Raw genomic sequence first — 18,166 nt, 5'->3', positions numbered from 1 at the left:
CAGGTTATCGGGTTGTCAGCTTCAACTCGATGCGCCGGTTTTGTGCCCGAGCGGCGGGCGTATCCTCTGGATTGACAGGCTGAAACTCGCCATAGCCATTGGCCGAGAGCCGCCCTGCCGGAAAACCAAGAGCCCCCGTAAGGTAACGTACAACCGAAAGCGCGCGCGCTTGGCTTAGCGCCCAGTTATCGGCAAACCGCGCGCCCTCGATGATCGGCACATTATCCGTATGCCCATCGACCTGAAGCACCCAGTCGATCCCCTCGGGAATATCTCCAATCACATTGCGCAGGATGCCTGCAACCTTGGCAATCTCGCTTTGCCCTGCGGCTGACAAATCCGCCTCACCCGGAGCAAAGAGCACCTCGGACGAGAACACGAACCGGTCGCCTACGATTTGAACGCCCTGCTGCTGACCCAACACATCACGCAGGCGGCCAAAGAATTCCGAGCGGTATTTTTCCAGATCCTCTTTCTCGGCTTCCAGAAGACGTGCGCGCTCTTCTTCCGCGATCCGCCGCCGCCGCTCTTCGGCGGCCACACGGGCGAGGGCGGTGTTCAACTCATTGCCAAGCGACTGCAACTGCACTTCGGTCTCCGCCTCACGGGCCTTGGATTCGTCCAACAGCGCCTGAAGACCTGAAAGTTGTTGGCGCAGGGCGGCCACCTGCTGATTGAGCAAAGCCTGCTGCTTTTGTGCCTCGGTGGCCTGCGCCGCCTCTTCGGATAGCTTCGAGCGCGCCTCGGCCAATAGCGCAGCGCGTGTTTCGGCCTCAGTCATCTGCGTGGCAGCGGCAGCTTCGGCGGCGCGTTGCGCGGCAAGGGCGGCCACCAATTGATCCCGCACAGCCTGCGCCTCTTGCGCGCTTTGCGCCGCCACATCGCGGGTCTCGTCCAACTCGCCACGCAGCCGCGCGATATCCGCCTCTTGTGCTGCGGCACCCTGCTCCGCATCCAAGAGCGCCTGTGCCAATTGGCTGTTCAAATCCGCCCGCGCCGTTTCCGCCGCCGCAAGTAGCGTCAGCGTTTCCTCGGCGCGCTTGCGTTGTTCTTCCAGTGCCAGCGTCATCGCGGTCAGTTCCGCATCCGCCTCTGTTAAACGCGCACGCAGAGCTTCGGCTGCAGCGGCCTCAGCCAAACGCGCCTGTTCTTCGGCGCTCAACCTCTGTTCAAGAACAGCCTGCGTCTGAGCCGCATCGGCGTTGCGCTGCCGCAGGTCCGCCGCGAGCGCCTCAAGCGCCTCACGCCGGGCGGCAGCTAGGCGCGCGGCCTCTGCCTGAGCATCCACCTCGTCGCGCAAGCCCGCAAGAGCCAGTTGCAACTGCTCTTGCTCGCTCAGCAACTCTGCCCGCGCGGTCTCAAGATCGGAGATACGCCCCTGTGCAGTCTCGCGTTCCGCCAAAAGGCCCGCGACCTGTTCCTCAAAGCTGGCAATGCGCCCCTGCGCCACTCGCAGCGCTTCGGCCTGTGCAGCCTCTCGGGTGCGGGCGTCGTCAAGCGTTGCGGTCAAGGTGCCAACCCGGCTTTCCAACCCCGCGCTGCGATCCTGTTCCAGTCCAAGCGCCAGCGACAGCGCCGCCACCTCCGCCGAGAGCGCATCAAGTTTTGTCGCTTGGCCGCTGATTTCCTCGCGCAGGACGAATTGCACCATCATGAAGATCGTGAGCACAAACATCAGCACCAGCAAGAGGCCAGTCATGGCATCGACAAAACCTGGCCAAATCGACGATTGCAACCGCGCGCCACTGCGCCGCGAGAGGGCCATGCTCAGCCCTCCTCAGCCTGATCCGGATCGGAGCGTGGCACGACCGGGCGTGTCGGACGCGGCGTAGTCGCCGGGCGCGCCTGCCCCAGAACCCGCGTCAGGGCCGCCAGATCGGTGCGCAATTCGGTCATGGTTTCCTGTCGTCCGGCGCTGATTTCTTCAAGAATACGCAGCATCTGCACATCGATTGACCGAAGTCGCATCCGGCTTTCCGCATCAATCCCCTCATGTGGGGTCGTTTCGCGCGCCTCAAGTGTGGCAATCAATCGTTCCTGCCCCTCAGCCAGACGCAAAAGTGCCAATTGCACGGGGTTCTGATCGCTCATCCGATGGGTCAGACGCTCGATGGAATCCGCCAAAACCCCAAGTTTCTGATCGACCATCGCGCGGCTCATGTCTGACTGACTGAGCATGGATTGCAGCGCATCCATCTGCTCGGCCATGTGATCGAGCAGATGCGTCACAGCGCCACCGCCCCCGTCACCACCCTCGCCGTCACTACTGGCAAAACCCACCCGCGTGATCGTGGACATCCATTCCTCAAGCTCGCGGTAGAACCGATTTTGCCCGTGCCCGGCAAATAGCTCCAGCAACCCCACCACCAGCGATCCAGCAAGCCCCAGAAGCGACGAGGAAAAGGCCACACCCATGCCACCCAATTGCGCCTCAAGACCGCTCATTAAGCGATTGAAAACGGCAATGCCTTCTTCTCCCTCTTGCGGGGCAAGGCTGCGGATCGTGTCGACAACAGCAGGCACCGTTGTCGCCAAGCCATAAAACGTGCCCAAAAGTCCCAGGAAAATCAAGAGGCTGACGATGTAGCGGGTGATCTCGCGCGCCTCGTCGATCCGTTGCGCGACCGAGTCTAGGATCGAGCGTGCCGAGGTAGAGGCGATCTGCATCCGCTTGCCACGCGAGCGCAGCAATGTGGCCAAGGGCGCCAGCATCGAGGGCGGCTGCGTCATCTCATGCCCGGGCAGTTGCGCAGCAAAGCCATCGATCCAGCGGGCAGAACCGATCAGTTGTAGCACCTGCCAAAAGGTGGCGATCACCCCCAGCACGAAGACAAAGAAAATGAACCCGTTGAGCCAGAGATTGGCCTCGAACACCGGCAGCACTCTGGGAAGCGCCAGGAAAGCACCAAGAGCGGTTAGCCCGAGCACCACCAGCATCAAAAATATCTGGCGGTAGGGATATGAAAACTGCGGCTCGACCTCACGGTCCGGCTGGTCCATCTGGACGCTCCCGACACTTGGATTTCTTGGCCCAACCCTACGCGGCTTGAACGCCTAAGCCAAGGATTTATCCACAGATATGGCGTACCCGCCGCACCAGCCAGTCTAGCTCTTTGTCATGGATGCCCAACTGGCGCAAATGATCGGCAGTGTTGTAGAGATATTCGGTATTGGGGCCGCGCCCCCCCACCGCGCGGGCGATGATGCCCGCCTGCTCCTCAAGATCAAGGCCGCCGCAATACTGGACGTGATCAGGGTCGATCACATAGGTCACAGCCTCGACCCGGCGCCCATCGGTTAGATCAATCTCCAGCATCCGCTCCAGATAGGCCGAGGAAATCAGCTCGCGTTCGCGCAAATAGGCCAGCACGTCTTCGGCCTCTGCTGGATCGGCCCGGAGCGCGACCCCCTGACAGAGCGCGCCGGGGCTGGCATCGAGCGCCAGCACCAGACCGGGCAGGTCATCGGTTCCACGATGGTGAATGCTGCGCATACAAAAGCTGCGATGATAATCAGGCAGACGGGCAATCACGCGCTCTACCGCGTCAAAGCCGGGGTTCCACACCAACGATCCGTATCCGAAAACCCACATCGCCTTTGCCTCTGTTCCTTGCGTCCTACCCCCTATAAACAGCTCTTGATAGGCATGAAAGGGGCGCGCATCATGAGATTTCTGCTTGCCGTGATCGTGATCGCCGCATCGGGCTGGTCCGGTTATTGGTTTATCGGGCAAAGCGGGTTGAACCGTGGATTTGCCGCTTGGTTCGAATCCCGGCGCGCCGACGGTTGGGTTGCCGAAGCCTCGGACATTGCGGTGCAGGGGTTTCCAAACCGCTTTGACACGGGCTTCACGGACCTTGTGCTCGCCGATCCCGAGACGGGGCTGGCGTGGGAGGCGGAGTTCTTTCAGATCCTGGCGCTCAGCTATCAGCCAAATCATCTGATCGCTGTTTGGCCAGATCAGCAGTTGATCGCCACACCACAGGAGAAGTTCTTGGTCGAGAGCGAGGATATGCGCGCCAGCCTGCGGATTGCGCCCGACACGCGTTTGGCCCCGGAACGCGCCACGCTGACGGCGGAATTCCTGCAAATCACCCCCGAGGCCCGGCCGGACGAGGCGACCGCTCTGACCAGTCTGACATTGGCTGCCGAACGCCAACAAGAGACAGAGTACCGTCTGGGCCTATCGGCCGAAGGTCTGACGCTCGCCGCACCCTGGCAGGCGCGACTTGATCCGCAAGGCCGCCTGCCCCGCCAGATTTCCGGGCTGCATGCGGATTTGACGGTGCGTTTTGACCGGGTCTGGGACCGCAGCGCGGTTGAGGATGCCCGGCCACAGCCGACCGAGATCAAAGTAAAGCTGGCGGATGCCAAATGGGGACAGTTGCATCTGCAGGCGGCAGGTGAGGTGACAGTAACGCCTGAAGGCTGGCCAGAGGGCGAGATCACGCTCAAGGCGCGCAACTGGCGCGACATGCTGCGCATCGCCGCTGAAACCGGTGCGGTGCCTGAGAGCATGCTTGGGACGCTGGAAAACGGATTTTCCCTTATGGCGCAAATGTCGGGCAATCCCGAAACGCTGGATGTACCGCTGACGTTTCGCAACGGTCGTATCCAGCTTGGCCCTATCCCGATAGGCCCTGCGCCAGTTCTGCGACTGAGATAGGATCAAACGCCGTCGCGCAGAGCAACAAACGCGGGCCAAGCATCCGGGTCCGCCACGGTCTTATCCCGGCAGAAGGGATTGCAAAAGCCAAAGATCCGGCCTTCGCTTTCCATGAGGTCGGTCACCGGATCGCCGGAATAAGGGCAAGCCATGTTCTCAGGCGTGCCCTCGGCCACAGCGCGTGCCGGTCGCGGCACCGGCCCGGGCCAAGGCACTGTGGCATAGGGTTTGGCATAGCGGGCAAGCGTCGCACCGCGCACCAGCCCCATCGCCCGCCAACGGCGGAACGCGGGGTCGGCCAGATGAGCGGCGACATAGGCACGGGCATCTTCGGACACCGAAAGGCCGTAGCCCGCAATCCGTGCTGCCACTGGGGCAAAGAACGCATCTGCCGCACTATAATCACCACAAAGCCAAGGGCCGGTCGGCGCGCAGGTGGCGCGGGCGTGCTGCCATAAGGTTTCGATCCGCGCCAGATCAGCCAGCACCGCCGCCGAAGGTGTCACGCCGGAATAGGCAGTGCGCAGGTTCATCGGGCAGTCGCCGCGCAGCGCGCCAAAGCCCGCGTGCATTTCGGCTACAAGCGTTCGCGCCGTGGCGCGGGCACGCGCATCCTTGGGCCATATCCCCGCCTCGGGATGGCGGCTGGCCAGTTCCTCGGCCATGGCGAAACTGTCTGACACCGCCACACCTTCGGGGGTGACCAGCACAGGCACTGTGCGCGCCGGGGCCAGATCCGCCAATTGCTGCGCCACGCTTGCTTCGGCATCAAAATCGAGCAAGCGCACGCGATACGGCACTCCAAAGCGCGCCAGCAAGAGCCACCCGCGCAGGGACCAAGAGGAATAGGCGTAATCGCCAAGGATGAGATCATAGGTCATGGCGCGATGCTATCTCTGGCTGTGGCTGGTTCCTAGCGCGATTTTGTGCGTCTCGACATCACGGATGATGATTGATCACCTCTGCGCGCCAGCCCCCATTAAGCCAGTGCAGCTCCGTCACTGAAAGGTTGTCGATCCGATGCCCAAATGCTTCATAGGCCGTGACGCCAAGCGCCGCTTGGACTTGGGTCAGGATTGCGCCCATATGAGCCACGGCTACGATGTCGCGCCCCGGATAGGCCATGCGCAGCCGCTCTGCGGCCCGAGAGACACGCGCCGATACCTCATGCCAGCTTTCGCCTCCGGGCGCGCGGATATCGCCCGGTTGCTCCCAGAAGGCGCGCAAAAGGGGTTGGTCGGGCACCGTGTCAAAGGCCTGTAACTCCCAGGCACCAAAGTGGATTTCGCGCAGGTCAGCATCATCGGGCAGCCTTTCACGCCCACCTGAAATGGCGTCAGCGGTTGTGCGCGCACGGCTCAGGTCCGACGAAATCACTATGGCATTGCTGGGCAAATGCGAAGCCACCCGTGCCAGCCGCGCCGCATCGCTCAAATCTGCAGGGATATCCGACCAACCTACCATGGATTTGGCATGGGTGGGGCCGTGGCGCACCCAGAAAAAGCGGCTCAAGGCAGCGTGCCCTTGAGCACCTGCGGCAGGCCCGCAATAACATGCACCACCAGTTCAGACCGCGCTGCCAAAACCTGATTGACCCGCCCCTGCGCGTCGCGGAATCGGCGGGCAAGCGCGTTATCCGGAACGACCGACAGGCCCACCTCGTTCGAGACCATAACAACCGGCGCAACACAGGCATCCAGCGCCGCGAGAAGCGCCGATTGAGCCGCCTCAAGATCATGTTCCGCCAAGAGGTGATTGCTGAGCCACATCGTGATACAATCGAGCAACACGATATCGTCCGCCGCCGCCTGTTGAAGCGCGGGCGCCAGATCAAGTGGCGCCTCGATCGTGCGCCAATCCGGGCCGCGCATCACCCGATGACGCACCAACTTGGCCTGCATTTCGTCGTCAAAGGCCTGTGCCGTCGCAAGATAAACGCGGTTACGGCCCGTGCCGGTGACAAGCGCCTCGGCAAAGCCCGACTTGCCCGAAGCGGCCCCACCTAGAACAAGGCTCAGTCGTGGATGGTTCGACACGCGCACTCCTTTTTTTAATCCGGTCACGCCTGCGCTGCGTAGCACTTTGCGACAAGAGGAAAAAGGGCGCAACGAAGTCACGCCGCCGATAGGGGGAAATCCGATGCCACTCGACGCACCGCAGCAAAGGTCCATGTCTCGCACCGCCATGAAAGCGGAAATGCTGGATGCCGAAACCGAATTGGCGCTCGCCTACGCCTGGCGCGATCAGCGCGACGAAGAGGCTTTGCATCGCCTCATCAACGCCTACATGCGGCTCGCGATTTCCATGGCGTCGAAATTCCGCCGCTACGGTGCGCCGATGAATGACCTCATCCAAGAGGCTGGCCTCGGCTTGATGAAGGCTGCTGACAAATTTGACCCTGATCGCGGCGTACGCTTTTCGACCTATGCGGTCTGGTGGATCAAGGCCAGCATTCAGGACTATGTGATGCGCAATTGGTCGATGGTGCGCACCGGATCAACCTCATCGCAAAAGTCGTTGTTTTTCAATATGCGCCGGGTGCAAGCGCGGCTGGAACGTGAGGCGCTTGCCAGTGGCGAGCAGCTTGACGGCTATCAATTGCGCGAAATGATTGCGCATGAGGTGGGTGTTCCGCTGCGCGATGTTGAGATGATGGAAGGTCGGCTCTCGGGGTCTGATTTTTCATTGAACGCAACGCAATCGTCAGAGGATGAAGGCCGCCAGTGGATCGACACGCTTGAGGATGACGGCGCGCGCGGTGATGAGATCGTGGAACGCGACCACGACATGCATGCCCTGCGCACATGGTTGGCCGATGCGCTGTCTCGATTGAACGACCGCGAACGCTTTATCGTGCGCGAACGCAAGCTGCGCGATGATCCACGCACCCTCGAAAGCCTTGGTGAGGAATTGAACCTTAGCAAAGAGCGCGTGCGACAGCTTGAGGCAGCAGCCTTCCAGAAAATGCGCAAACATCTTGAAAAGCATGGGGGCGAGGTGCAAAACCTGCTCGCATGATCCTGCGCGCGCTTGCTCTCTTTACTGGCCTCTTGATAGCCGGACCCGCCCTATCGCAGGATGTGGCGATCTTGGGCGAGGTGCATGACAACCCCGCGCATCATGCCGAACAGGCAGCGCGGGTGCTTGAAATGCAACCCAAGGCAATCGTGTTCGAGATGCTGACCGCAGAGCAGGCATCAAAGGTGACACCCGAGCTGCGCGGGGATCAAGCAAAATTGGCCGAAGCCCTTGCATGGGATGAAAGCGGCTGGCCCGATTTTGCCATGTATTATCCCATCTTCCGCGCCGCACCAGAGGCGCGGATCTATGGCGCGCAGGTCCCTCGTGAGGCCGCAAGATCGGCGCTGTCCACCGGGCCTGCCGCCTCTTTTGGCCCAGAGGCCGCACGCTACGGCCTTGACCGCGACCTGCCCCCAGAGGAACAGACCGCGCGGGAAACACTCCAGATGGAGGCGCATTGCAACGCCCTGCCCCCAGAGATGCTGCCCGGTATGGTTGCCATCCAACGCCTGCGCGATGCGGTTTTAGCCCGTACAACGATAGAGGCGCTCGAGGCAACCGGCGGCCCAGTGGCGGTGATCACCGGCAATGGCCACGCTCGCCGCGATTGGGGCGTGCCCGCCTATCTGACCAAGGTCGCGCCCGATCTTGACATCTGGGTTTTGGGCCAAACCGAAGATGACAGCCCGCTTGACGGTGGGTTTGACATGGTCACAAGCGCGCCTGCGGTCGAGCGGCCCGATCCCTGCGCGGCCTTTCAGTGATCTGCCGCACCCTTGCGCGGCCCCTGCCCCGGCCCTAGTGTCAGGGCACATGTCACAGGGAACCCCCATGCTCGGCTCGAAACGCATTCTTTTGATCATCGGCGGCGGTATCGCGGCCTACAAGACGCTTGACCTCATCCGGCGTCTGCGCGAACGCGGGGCCATGGTAACGCCGGTGCTGACGCGCGCCGGAGCGGAATTCGTGACACCTTTGTCAGTCTCGGCCTTGGCTGGGCGCAAAGTCTTCTCAGACCTGTTCGACCTCACCGATGAGGCAGAGATGGGCCATATCCAACTTAGCCGCTCTGCCGATCTGATCGTGGTGGCCCCGGCCACCGCTGACCTCATGGCCAAAATGGCGACGGGGCGGGCGGATGATCTTGCCTCGACGGTTCTACTCGCCACGGATACGCCCGTGCTGATTGCCCCTGCAATGAACGTGCGGATGTGGCAACACCCTGCCACAGAGCGCAATATCGCCACGCTCAAAGGGGATGGCATTGCCTTTGTTGGCCCCAATGCGGGCGATATGGCCTGCGGTGAGCACGGTCCGGGCCGCATGGCCGAAGTGCCGGAAATCCTAAGCGCTATCGAGACAGCGCTTGGCATCGGCCTCTTGCGCGGACGCCGCGTGCTTGTAACCTCCGGCCCCACGCATGAGCCCATCGACCCGGTGCGTTATATCGCCAACCGCTCGTCAGGGGCGCAGGGCACGGCAATTGCCGGCGCGTTGGCCGCGCTCGGGGCGCAGGTGATCTTTGTCACTGGCCCAAGCACGGTGCCGCCACCCGATGGGGTAACAGTGATCCGCGTCGAGACAGCGCAAGAGATGCTAGCGGCGGTTGAACAGGCCCTGCCGGTCGACGCCGCTATTTGTGCCGCTGCTGTCGCGGATTGGCGCGTGACCAGTGCCAGCGAGAGCAAAATCAAGAAAACCAAGGGCGGTCTGCCGGTGCTGGAATTTGCCGAGAACCCCGACATTCTGGCGACGCTCAGTCAAAGAGCGGAAAGCAGACCTCGGCTGGTCGTGGGCTTTGCCGCGGAAACCGATGACGTCATCGACAACGCCACCGCCAAACGGGTGCGCAAAGACTGTGATTGGATCGTCGCCAATGATGTGCGCCCCTCTACGGGCATCATGGGCGGCACCGAGAATGCCGTGACGCTGATCACCGCAGACGGGGCCGAGGAATGGCCGCGCATGGGAAAGCATCAGGTGGCAGAGTTGCTGGCTGCTCGGATTGCAACGGTGCTGACCTGAAATCATGCGTATTTTCAAAACGATGAAGAGGGGCCCATGCTGACCGTCGCGGTTCAATGGGAGGAGGGCGCCGACCGGGCCCTTGGCCTGCCTACCTATGAAACCGCCGGCGCGGCGGGGGCCGATCTGCGCGCGAATTTCCCGGATCGCGGGGCAGTTACCCTTGCACCCGGCGCGCGGGTGCTGGTGCCCACGGGGCTGCGACTGGCCATTCCAACGGGGTATGAGGTGCAGCTGCGGCCCCGCTCTGGCCTTGCCCTGAAACACGGGATCACACTCCCCAATAGCCCCGGCACCATCGACAGCGATTATCGCGGGCCGTTGGGCGTGATTGTACTGAATGCCGGAACAGAAGCCTTTGAAATCACACATGGAATGCGGATCGCTCAGATGGTGGTGGCCCCTGTTCTGCAGGCGCGGTTTGACCTGGTCGAAACGCTTGAGCCGACAGCGCGCGGCGCGGGTGGGTTCGGCTCGACGGGGGTTGAGTGATGCTGTTGGTGGGGGTCATGGCGGCGGTGCTCTGGGGCATCGGTGCTGCATTGGGAACACCGCGGCGGCTTCGGTGGGGGATGATCGCAGGGCTATGGGCGGGGGTCGTTCTGGCGCATTTCGTACTGCCTGCTGGCCACCCGCTACGCATGGCCACGGGAGAGAGCCCGGCGCTCTGGCTGATGATCGGCGGGGCGGTGGCAATCGGGCTGGTGTACCGCCAAGGATTGCGGCGCTTGCGCGCCCGCTCAGTGCGGGGCGAAACACCACCAAATGCAGCTAAGCCCTTGTTTTCAGAGACAGAGCTTGGACGCTATGCGCGTCACATCGTGCTCAGGGAAATTGGTGGGCCGGGGCAAAAATCGCTCAAACAGGCCCGCGTTCTGGTGATTGGCGCGGGCGGTCTTGGCTCTCCGGCGCTGCTCTATCTGGCGGCGGCGGGTGTGGGCACCATTGGGGTCATCGACGATGACACGGTAGACAATTCCAACTTGCAGCGGCAGGTGATCCACCGCGATGCAGACATTGGTCTACCCAAAGTGCAATCGGCCATGGCGGCGATGCAGGCGCAAAATCCGCATGTCGTGGTGCGCCCATATCAGCGGCGGCTAACGCCCGAGATTGCCGCAGACCTCTTTGCGGACTATGATCTGATCCTTGACGGAACTGACAATTTCACCACGCGCTACCTCGCCAATGCAGCTGCGGTCAAGACATCTAAGCCACTGATTTCCGGCGCTTTGTCGCAATGGGAAGGACAGTTGAGCGTGTTCGATCCGGCCAATGGCACCCCCTGCTATCAATGCATTTTCCCAGAGGCCCCTGCCCCCGGTCTTGCCCCCTCTTGTTCTGAGGCGGGCGTATTGGGGCCCCTGCCCGGCGTAGTCGGTGCGATGATGGCAGCAGAGGCTATCAAGGTGATCACCGGCGCGGGGCAGGCGCTGCGCGGCGAGATGCTGATCTATGACGCGCTTTATGGCGAAAGCCGCAAGATCGGGCTAAGCCGCCGAGAAAATTGCCCCATATGTGGGGGAAGAGGAGAGAAGAATGACCAACATGTTGCTGGCTGATTGGAATACGGCGTTTGATCTCGCCCCGTTCGATGCGATTTCAGACGCGGATTTTGCGCCCGCGTTCGACACCGCCCTCGCCCAAGCGCGCACCGAGGTGATGGCCATCGCGGAAAACTCGGCCCCTCCCAGCTTTGCCAATACGATTGAGGCGCTAGAAGCGTCAGGAAAGGGATTGGACCGCGTGCTGTCGGTGTTTTACACATTGGCGGGCGCGGACAGCAATCCCAAGCGGCAGGAATTGCAGCGCGAATTTGCCCCAAAGCTCGCAGCTTATTCGTCGGAACTCTATGGAAAAAAAGCGCTTTTTTCGCGGATTGAGAGCCTTTGGGCGGCGCGGGATACGCTCGATCTGACACCGGAAGAAGCGCGTTTGCTGATGCTGACCCACCGGGGATTTCGCCGCTCTGGCGCGGCATTGACCGGGGATGAAGAAGCCCGGATGCGCCAAATCATGGCGCGGTTGGCGGAATTGGGAACCGCCTTCACGCAGAACCTTCTGGCGGATGAGGTCGGGTGGCATATGGAATTGTCGGAGGCGGATCTGGAGGGATTGCCCGACTTTCTGGTCGATGCCGCCCGTTTGGCGGGGCGTGAAAAGGGGTTAGAGCAGCCGGTGATCACCTTGTCCCGGTCGTTGATCGTGCCGTTCCTGCAATTTTCGCCGCGCCGCGACTTGCGGAAAAAGGCATATGAATCATGGGTTTCGCGCGGTGCCATGGGCGGTGAGACCGACAATCGCGAGGTGGCCACCGAGATTTTGCGCCTGCGCGCAGAGCGGGCCGCGTTGTTGGGCTATGAAAGCTTTGCCGCCTACAAGCTGGAAACCGAGATGGCCAAGACGCCGGAGGCGGTGCGCGACCTGTTGATGGCGGTTTGGGAACCGGCCAAGGCGCAGGTGAAACGGGACGCGGCGCGGCTTACGGAAATGATGCAAGCCGATGGAATCAATGGAGAATTAGAGCCGTGGGATTGGCGTTACTATGCCGAGAAACGGCGGCAGGCCGAGCATGATCTGGAGGAGGCGGCGCTCAAACCCTATCTGTCGCTGGAGGGGATGATCGCGGCGGCGTTTGGCTGTGCCAATCGGCTATTCGGGTTGGAGTTTCGCGCGCTGGATGTGGCCCTCTACCACCCCGATTGTCGGGCTTGGGAGGTGACGCGCAATGGCAGCCATGTAGCTGTTTTCATTGGAGATTACTTTGCGCGCGGGTCCAAGAGATCGGGCGCTTGGTGTTCTGCGATGCGCGGTCAGGCTAAGCGGCCAGCGGTTCAGGGCCCGGTGGTGATCAATGTGTGCAACTTCGCAAAGGGTGATCCGGCGCTTTTGAGTTATGACGATGCGCGCACGCTCTTTCACGAGTTTGGGCATGCGCTGCACCAGATGCTGTCAGATGTAAATTATGAAAGCATTTCAGGGACTTCCGTGGCTCGGGACTTTGTTGAACTGCCCTCACAGCTCTATGAGCATTGGCTGGAAGTGCCCGAGGTGCTGGAGCGCTATGCGACGCATGTGACGACGGGCGAGGCTATGCCTCGGGAATTGTTGGAGAAATTGCTGAAGGCGGCGAATTTTGATCAAGGGTTTCAGACGGTGGAATATGTCGCCTCTGCCCTTGTCGATCTGGCCTTTCATGAGGGCGAAGCGCCCGCCGACATCATGACCAAGCAATTGGAAATATTGGATAATCTTGGAATGCCAAGAGCCATAACCATGCGCCATGCCAGCCCGCATTTCGCGCATGTGTTCTCTGGGGATGGCTATTCCAGCGGCTATTACAGCTATATGTGGTCCGAGGTGATGGATGCGGATGCCTTTGCCAGTTTCGAGGAAGCGGGCGGGGCGTTTGATGTGGAGCGGGCCAAGGCCTTGGAATCGCACATTCTTTCGCGCGGCGGGTCAGAAGATGCTGAAACGCTCTATCTAAAATTCCGCGGGCGTATGCCGGGGGTGGCGGCGCTGCTCAAAGGACGCGGGCTTGCGGCGTGAGCGGTGTAAGCTCTGTAAGGTTTGACAGGTGATTATGTAAGGTCAAAGCGGGGATTGGGGGCGCTGCCCCCGTCCCGGATAAAATCCGGGACTCCCCCGAGGTATTTCGGGCCAGATGAACCCCGGTTTTAGATCGTCTGATCGTAGTCGCCCACGCCGGGCTCGGTGCGGATGACGGCATCAAGATCGGCGAAGATGGCGCGCATTTCGGCGTCGCTCACGCTGCTTTCGCAGACGACAACAAGGTTGGGCGTGTTGGAGGAGGCGCGCACAAGGCCCCAAGAGCCGTTATCGAGAATGACGCGGGCGCCATTGACGGTCACGACCTCTTTGATGGTGCGCCCGGCGAGCGGTTCGCCTGCGGCATGGCGCGCGACAAGGCGCGCGACGATGCGATCCAGTACGGCGTATTTCTCGGTATCGGCGCAATAGGGCGACATGGTCGGGGTCGAGTAGGTCACGGGCAGCGCGCGGCGCAGGTCGGACATCGACATATCTGGGTTGCGGTCCATCAGTTTACAAATCTCGACGGCGACGCGCATGCCGCAATCGTAGCCGCGCCCGATGGGTTCGGCGAGAAAGTAATGGCCGGACTTCTCAAAGCCTGCGAGCGCGCCCAATTGCTTGACCCGGCGTTTCATATGGCTATGGCCGGTTTTCCAGTAATCGGCGGTGACGCCGTTCTTTATGAGTTCAGGGTCAGACGCAAAAAGGCCGGTGGATTTCACATCGGCCACGAAAGTGGCGTTGGGGTAAATCTTGGACAGGTCGCGCGCCATGATGACGCCCACCTTGTCGGCAAAGATTTCCTCGCCCTCGTCATCCACAACGCCGCAGCGGTCGCCGTCGCCATCAAAGCCAAGCGCGAAATCGGCCCCCGTGGCGCGCACGGTTTCGGCCATGTCATGCAGCATTTCCATGGCTTCGGGATTGGGATTGTAATGCGGAAAGGTGTAATCGAGCGTGTTGTGGGAGGGGATCACCTCGACCCCCAAGCGTTCGAACAATTCAGGCGCAAAGGCGGAGGCGGTGCCGTTGCCGGTGGCGCAGACGACGCGGAGTTTGCGGGTCATGCGGAAATCACCCACGAGATCGTCAAGATAGGCCTCGCGCACGCCGGGGACAAAGTCGTATGCGCCGCCGGGGCGCGGCTCGCCGCGACCCTCAAGCACGATATCGCGCAGTTCGGCCATTTCATCCGGGCCATGGGTTAGCGGGCGGTCAAAGCCCATCTTGACCCCGGTCCAGCCGTTTGGATTATGCGAGGCGGTGACCATGGCGACGGCGGGCACATCGAGGTGGAATTGCGCAAAATAGGCCATGGGCGAAAGGCAGGGGCCGATATCCTTGACCTGAATTCCGGCCTGCATAAGGCCAAGGATCAGCGCGTTCTTGATCGAAAGCGAGTAGTCACGATAGTCATTGCCAACCGCGATCACCGGCGAAATGCCGCGCGCGTGCATTTGCGTGCCAAGACCGAGACCAAGCGCGGTAATGCCCGGCAGATTGATCTGGTCGGGATATTTCCAACGCGCGTCATATTCGCGAAAGCCGGTAGGGGCGATCATCGGGTCGCGCAGAAATTCCCACGTGTTTGGCGTGACGGTTGGCAAGGGTTTGGTCATGAAAGCACTTTGTCGGTCAGAGGTGGATCGGATTGGCCTTGGCCAGACGGTCGAACTGCATCAGCGTGTCGATGAGGGCTGACATTTGCGTGAGCGGGATCATGTTGGGCCCATCAGAGGGCGCGTTATCCGGGTCTTCGTGGGTTTCGATGAACACACAGGCCACGCCCAAGGCGACCGCCGCGCGGGCCATGACGGGGGCGAATTCGCGCTGCCCGCCGCTGCTGCCGCCGCGCCCGCCGGGCTGTTGCACCGAATGGGTGGCATCCATCACCACCGGATAGCCGGTTGCGGCCATCTGCGGCAGGCTGCGCATATCGGCGACAAGCGTGTTATAGCCAAAAGACGTGCCGCGTTCGGTCAGTAGGATGCGGGTGTTGCCGGTGCTTTCGATCTTGGAGATGACATTGGGCATGTCCCAAGGGGCGAGAAATTGGCCCTTTTTCACATTGATCACCGCGCCGGTTTCGCCCGCTGCGATCAAAAGATCGGTCTGGCGGCAGAGAAAGGCGGGGATTTGCAGCACATCGGCCACCTCGGCCACCGGCGCGCATTGGTCGGCGGTGTGGATATCGGTCAGCACCGGCAGGCCAAGCGTATCCTTGACCGATTGCAGCACTTTGAGACCTTCATCGACCCCAAGACCGCGCTTGCCCGAAAGCGAGGTGCGGTTCGCCTTGTCAAAGCTGCCCTTGAAGATCAGCCCCGCGCCGTGGGCGGCGCAGGCCTCTTGCAGGGTGCCCGCGATCATCTGGGCGTGATCGGCGGATTCGAGCTGGCAAGGCCCGGCGATGAGGGTCAGGGGGCGGTCATTGCCGATGGCCCACCCGTTGAGGTCGATATGTTTCATATCAGGAAGACACCTGTTCACGCAGAATGGACGCTGTAAGCGAGATGAGCAGGTAGATACCAGAAAAGATCAGGAAGGCCAGTATCGTATTCTCAAAGGCGCGCGGATAGGAGGAATCTTGCGATGCGAGGGGCCGCACGCTGACTGTCAGATAGCGAACCTGCTTGTTGGCCTCGATCTCGGATTGGCGTTTCGCCTCGAGTGCGGATTGCAGCACGAGATCGGCGGTGGCGAGGTCGGCCTGTGCCATCTGAATGGCGGCAGTTTTGGAGGCGAGCGAGCTTTCGCCGGCGGTGGCCTCGGTCAGGCGGCTTTTCTGGCGGGCAAGTTCGGCGCTGAGAATCTCGATCTCGCTCTGGAGTGCCTCGACGCGCGCGGGATTTGGGCGGGCGTTGTTGAGCTGGATATTAAGCGCCAGTTCCTTTTCCTGAAGCTGGAGTTCGACAGTGTTCACGAGGCTGCGGATACTGGCAATCTCGCCCTCGGGATCGAGGATGCTGCCCTCTTGCAGGGCCACCAGCATTTGCTGAGCGGCGCGGCGGTCGGCCTTGGCCTGCTCGAGGCTGTCGGCGGCGGTGCTGACCGCATCGTCGCGTTTCTGGCGGCTGAGGTCGTCCACCCGTTCTTCGGCATATTTTATGAGCCGTTCCGAGAACGTGGCGCTGAGGGTTGGATCGGCGGTCGAAACCTCCATCCGGATGACACCTTCGGTCGGGTCGTACCCGAGTTTCACGTATTTGCGGTAGAGTTTATAGGCGGTTTCGTGGCTGGCATCGGGATCAAGCCGTTGGAGCGGGTCGATCAAGGGATCGCTGAAATGCGCGCGAAAGCCGAGTTCCTCGTCAAGGCGCAGCATGGCGTCTTTGGATTCCAGATATTCTTGGGTTGCGATGGCATCCTGACCTGTGGCGAATTGGCTGGGGATGAGGCCACCAAGACCACCGCCCGTGCTGCTGCCGCCATCCGCCGAGAGGATCAGAAAGGCGGATTTGGTCGCATACATCGGCGTGGCGATCACGTAGAAATAATAGCCAACCACGATGGTTGGCAGCAGAACAAACGCCGCAAGGCGCGAGAAGAGCAACAAAAGGCGACGGCGGCGGCGGCGGCCAATATCGCGCTGAATCTCTTGAATTTCCTTGGCGCGGCGGTCGGCCGGGCTGACCTCGGTCGAGGGGAGGGTTTGGCGCGCGACGGGCACGGTTTGCGGCAATTGCACCCGGCCTTCGGGCGGGGGTGTGGCCGCAGAGGTGCGAGCGGTGGGCGGCGGCGGTGGCGGGGTGGCGCCCCCATCGCTGGCCACAAGTTCGAGGATATTGGCGCGCTGGAACGGGTCGATGCCGCGCGCGCGCAAGAGCCGCACGGCGTCGAAATCCGATGTCGGGGCAAGCCCGTATTTTTGCGCCAGACGCCGGGCCATGCGCAATTCGCGCCCAGTCAGACCCTCGCGGCGGATATCGTCGATATTCTGGCTGGTCGCGGTTTCGCGCGCCGAAGATACCAGCCCCTCCTGCAGGGGTGGGGGTGTCTCTGCGACGGGTGCCGCAGGGGCTGCGTCAGCGGAGGTGGCAACGCGCGGCGCGAGGGGATCGGCAGTCCGGCGGATGCGGAATTTTCTAGCCTTGGGTTTCGTAGTCATAAAGCTCTTTTGCCTCTTCCAAGGTGTCGAACATATACAGTTTACCGCCCATCAGCACTGCGGCGGACCGGGCGAATTTCTCCAACACCTTGGGATCGTGCGAGACGATGATCACGGTGGTGGTGCGCAGGCGTTCCTGAAGGATATCGCCAGCTTTGCGGTTGAACTCGACATCGGTCGAGCCGGGCATGCCCTCGTCGATCAGATAGATATCGAAATCGAGGGCCAGCATGAGCGCGAAGCTGAACCGCGCGCGCATGCCCGAAGAATAGGTGCCGAGCGGTTGGTCGAAATATTCGCCCAAGCCACAGAGCCAGCGGCAATACGCCTCGATGTAATCAGGATCGAGACCGTAGAGCCGCGCGATATAGCGCGAGTTATCCAGCGCCGAGAGGCGATTGATAACGCCCCCCATGAAGCCCAGAGGAAAGGAGATGCGGCAGCCACGACGGATCACACCCTCGTCCGGTTTTTCCAGCCCAGCCATCATGTTGATCAGCGTCGTCTTGCCGGTGCCATTGGGCGCGAGGATCCCAAGGCTATGGCCAAGCTCAACGCGGAACGACACCCGGTCGAGGATGACTTTGCGCTGTGTGCCTGTCCAAAAGGACTTGCTGACGTTCTCAAACTCGAGCATTCAATCGCCCCGGTAAACCTGCTCTCCCCGACTATAACGGGATAGTCTTAAGGTCGGCTTAGCCTGCTTTTTATTATTATTGCCGATCTGGGAACAATTTGCCACGGCAACAAGGCAAGATTGTGATCAAATGCCAAGATTTCATGGCAAT

The 18,166-nt window shown here is 61.4% G+C and carries 17 protein-coding genes; 7 read left to right on the top strand and 10 right to left on the bottom strand.

All coding sequences use genetic code 11. The features are described from left to right. Positions 1-4: 4 nt before the first annotated feature. The 3 genes from GC127_RS01790 to GC127_RS01780 all read right to left on the bottom strand — a co-directional run bounded on the left by GC127_RS01790 (position 5) and on the right by GC127_RS01780 (position 3,592). The gene (locus GC127_RS01790; RefSeq protein WP_151976180.1) at positions 5-1,765 is read right to left on the bottom strand and encodes a peptidoglycan -binding protein; all 1,761 of its coding nucleotides are present in this window, start codon (positions 1,763-1,765) and stop codon (positions 5-7) included. A 2-nt stretch (positions 1,766-1,767) separates the two neighbouring features. Then, entirely contained in the window at positions 1,768-3,000 is a 1,233-nt protein-coding gene (locus GC127_RS01785; RefSeq protein ID WP_008280734.1) for a hypothetical protein, read from the bottom strand. Between the two features lie 67 nt (positions 3,001-3,067). Next, entirely contained in the window at positions 3,068-3,592 is a 525-nt protein-coding gene (locus GC127_RS01780; protein WP_008280735.1) for a gamma-glutamylcyclotransferase, read from the bottom strand. 72 nt (positions 3,593-3,664) lie between these two features. Here GC127_RS01780 and GC127_RS01775 point away from each other — a divergent pair, with 72 nt between their 5' ends. Beyond that, positions 3,665-4,666 carry a DUF2125 domain-containing protein gene (locus GC127_RS01775; RefSeq protein ID WP_254699964.1) on the top strand — a complete coding sequence of 334 codons (1,002 nt, stop codon included), beginning with the start codon at positions 3,665-3,667 and terminating at the stop codon, positions 4,664-4,666. A gap of 2 nt (positions 4,667-4,668) precedes the next feature. Here the strand turns inward: GC127_RS01775 and GC127_RS01770 are convergent, their stop codons facing one another. Genes GC127_RS01770 through cobU form a run of 3 tightly spaced genes read right to left on the bottom strand, consistent with a single transcriptional unit; the run spans position 4,669 to position 6,708 of the window. Continuing rightward, positions 4,669-5,547, bottom strand: a complete 879-nt coding sequence (locus GC127_RS01770; RefSeq protein WP_151976182.1) for a glutathione S-transferase — start codon at positions 5,545-5,547, stop codon at positions 4,669-4,671. Positions 5,548-5,605: 58 nt separating this feature from the next. Further along, the gene (locus tag GC127_RS01765) at positions 5,606-6,178 is read right to left on the bottom strand and encodes a histidine phosphatase family protein (protein WP_151976183.1); all 573 of its coding nucleotides are present in this window, start codon (positions 6,176-6,178) and stop codon (positions 5,606-5,608) included. Then, positions 6,175-6,708: a bifunctional adenosylcobinamide kinase/adenosylcobinamide-phosphate guanylyltransferase gene (cobU, locus tag GC127_RS01760; RefSeq protein ID WP_151976294.1), complete on the bottom strand. Its 534-nt coding sequence runs from the start codon at positions 6,706-6,708 to the stop codon at positions 6,175-6,177. Before cobU ends, GC127_RS01765 begins: the two co-directional genes overlap by 4 nt. Before the next feature lie 97 nt (positions 6,709-6,805). Here cobU and GC127_RS01755 point away from each other — a divergent pair, with 97 nt between their 5' ends. From GC127_RS01755 to GC127_RS01730, 6 genes are all read left to right on the top strand, one after another. Continuing rightward, on the top strand, positions 6,806-7,684 hold the full coding sequence (locus GC127_RS01755; protein WP_151976184.1) for an RNA polymerase factor sigma-32: 879 nt from the start codon (positions 6,806-6,808) through the stop codon (positions 7,682-7,684). Continuing rightward, the gene (locus GC127_RS01750; RefSeq protein WP_151976185.1) at positions 7,681-8,451 is read left to right on the top strand and encodes a ChaN family lipoprotein; all 771 of its coding nucleotides are present in this window, start codon (positions 7,681-7,683) and stop codon (positions 8,449-8,451) included. The genes GC127_RS01755 and GC127_RS01750 overlap by 4 nt, the downstream gene beginning before the upstream one ends. 67 nt (positions 8,452-8,518) lie before the next feature. After that, a complete protein-coding gene (gene coaBC, locus GC127_RS01745) occupies positions 8,519-9,712 on the top strand; it encodes a bifunctional phosphopantothenoylcysteine decarboxylase/phosphopantothenate--cysteine ligase CoaBC (RefSeq protein ID WP_151976186.1) in 1,194 nt (397 codons plus the stop codon). A gap of 36 nt (positions 9,713-9,748) precedes the next feature. Then, complete coding sequence (gene dut / locus GC127_RS01740) at positions 9,749-10,204, top strand: dUTP diphosphatase (protein ID WP_151976187.1); 456 nt, start codon at positions 9,749-9,751, stop codon at positions 10,202-10,204. Continuing rightward, complete coding sequence (locus GC127_RS01735) at positions 10,204-11,274, top strand: HesA/MoeB/ThiF family protein (protein WP_151976188.1); 1,071 nt, start codon at positions 10,204-10,206, stop codon at positions 11,272-11,274. The genes dut and GC127_RS01735 overlap by 1 nt, the downstream gene beginning before the upstream one ends. Further along, positions 11,252-13,264, top strand: coding sequence for a M3 family metallopeptidase (locus GC127_RS01730; protein ID WP_151976189.1), 2,013 nt, complete (start codon positions 11,252-11,254; stop codon positions 13,262-13,264). Before GC127_RS01735 ends, GC127_RS01730 begins: the two co-directional genes overlap by 23 nt. Positions 13,265-13,392: 128 nt before the next feature. Here the strand turns inward: GC127_RS01730 and GC127_RS01725 are convergent, their stop codons facing one another. Genes GC127_RS01725 through GC127_RS01710 form a run of 4 tightly spaced genes read right to left on the bottom strand, consistent with a single transcriptional unit; the run spans position 13,393 to position 18,015 of the window. Continuing rightward, entirely contained in the window at positions 13,393-14,889 is a 1,497-nt protein-coding gene (locus GC127_RS01725) for a phosphomannomutase/phosphoglucomutase (RefSeq protein WP_151976190.1), read from the bottom strand. Between the two features lie 16 nt (positions 14,890-14,905). Further along, on the bottom strand, positions 14,906-15,739 hold the full coding sequence (gene kdsA, locus GC127_RS01720) for a 3-deoxy-8-phosphooctulonate synthase (RefSeq protein ID WP_008280747.1): 834 nt from the start codon (positions 15,737-15,739) through the stop codon (positions 14,906-14,908). Between the two features lies 1 nt (position 15,740). Next, complete coding sequence (locus GC127_RS01715) at positions 15,741-17,378, bottom strand: capsule biosynthesis protein (RefSeq protein ID WP_151976191.1); 1,638 nt, start codon at positions 17,376-17,378, stop codon at positions 15,741-15,743. Continuing rightward, entirely contained in the window at positions 17,356-18,015 is a 660-nt protein-coding gene (locus GC127_RS01710) for an ABC transporter ATP-binding protein (RefSeq protein ID WP_008280749.1), read from the bottom strand. The genes GC127_RS01715 and GC127_RS01710 overlap by 23 nt, the downstream gene beginning before the upstream one ends. Positions 18,016-18,166 lie beyond the last annotated feature (151 nt).

Origin of the sequence: Roseovarius sp. EC-HK134 (assembly GCF_902498815.1) — a bacterium.
GTDB lineage: Bacteria > Pseudomonadota > Alphaproteobacteria > Rhodobacterales > Rhodobacteraceae > Roseovarius > Roseovarius mucosus_A.
The sequence above is the reverse complement of the archived record's forward strand: the minus strand, read 5'-3'. Positions and strand labels throughout refer to the sequence as shown.

What these genes read in the sequence shown, in the direction of transcription:
- coaBC (WP_151976186.1), top strand. Translation starts at nt 8,519, where the DNA reads ATGCTCGGCTCGAAACGCATTCTTTTGATCATCGGCGGCGGTATCGCG.
- GC127_RS01785 (WP_008280734.1), bottom strand. Translation starts at nt 3,000, where the DNA reads ATGGACCAGCCGGACCGTGAGGTCGAGCCGCAGTTTTCATATCCCTAC.
- GC127_RS01715 (WP_151976191.1), bottom strand. Translation starts at nt 17,378, where the DNA reads ATGACTACGAAACCCAAGGCTAGAAAATTCCGCATCCGCCGGACTGCC.
- GC127_RS01790 (WP_151976180.1), bottom strand. Translation starts at nt 1,765, where the DNA reads ATGGCCCTCTCGCGGCGCAGTGGCGCGCGGTTGCAATCGTCGATTTGG.
- GC127_RS01710 (WP_008280749.1), bottom strand. Translation starts at nt 18,015, where the DNA reads ATGCTCGAGTTTGAGAACGTCAGCAAGTCCTTTTGGACAGGCACACAG.
- GC127_RS01725 (WP_151976190.1), bottom strand. Translation starts at nt 14,889, where the DNA reads ATGACCAAACCCTTGCCAACCGTCACGCCAAACACGTGGGAATTTCTG.
- dut (WP_151976187.1), top strand. Translation starts at nt 9,749, where the DNA reads ATGCTGACCGTCGCGGTTCAATGGGAGGAGGGCGCCGACCGGGCCCTT.
- GC127_RS01770 (WP_151976182.1), bottom strand. Translation starts at nt 5,547, where the DNA reads ATGACCTATGATCTCATCCTTGGCGATTACGCCTATTCCTCTTGGTCC.
- GC127_RS01750 (WP_151976185.1), top strand. Translation starts at nt 7,681, where the DNA reads ATGATCCTGCGCGCGCTTGCTCTCTTTACTGGCCTCTTGATAGCCGGA.
- GC127_RS01780 (WP_008280735.1), bottom strand. Translation starts at nt 3,592, where the DNA reads ATGTGGGTTTTCGGATACGGATCGTTGGTGTGGAACCCCGGCTTTGAC.
- kdsA (WP_008280747.1), bottom strand. Translation starts at nt 15,739, where the DNA reads ATGAAACATATCGACCTCAACGGGTGGGCCATCGGCAATGACCGCCCC.
- GC127_RS01775 (WP_254699964.1), top strand. Translation starts at nt 3,665, where the DNA reads ATGAGATTTCTGCTTGCCGTGATCGTGATCGCCGCATCGGGCTGGTCC.
- GC127_RS01735 (WP_151976188.1), top strand. Translation starts at nt 10,204, where the DNA reads ATGCTGTTGGTGGGGGTCATGGCGGCGGTGCTCTGGGGCATCGGTGCT.
- GC127_RS01755 (WP_151976184.1), top strand. Translation starts at nt 6,806, where the DNA reads ATGCCACTCGACGCACCGCAGCAAAGGTCCATGTCTCGCACCGCCATG.
- GC127_RS01730 (WP_151976189.1), top strand. Translation starts at nt 11,252, where the DNA reads ATGACCAACATGTTGCTGGCTGATTGGAATACGGCGTTTGATCTCGCC.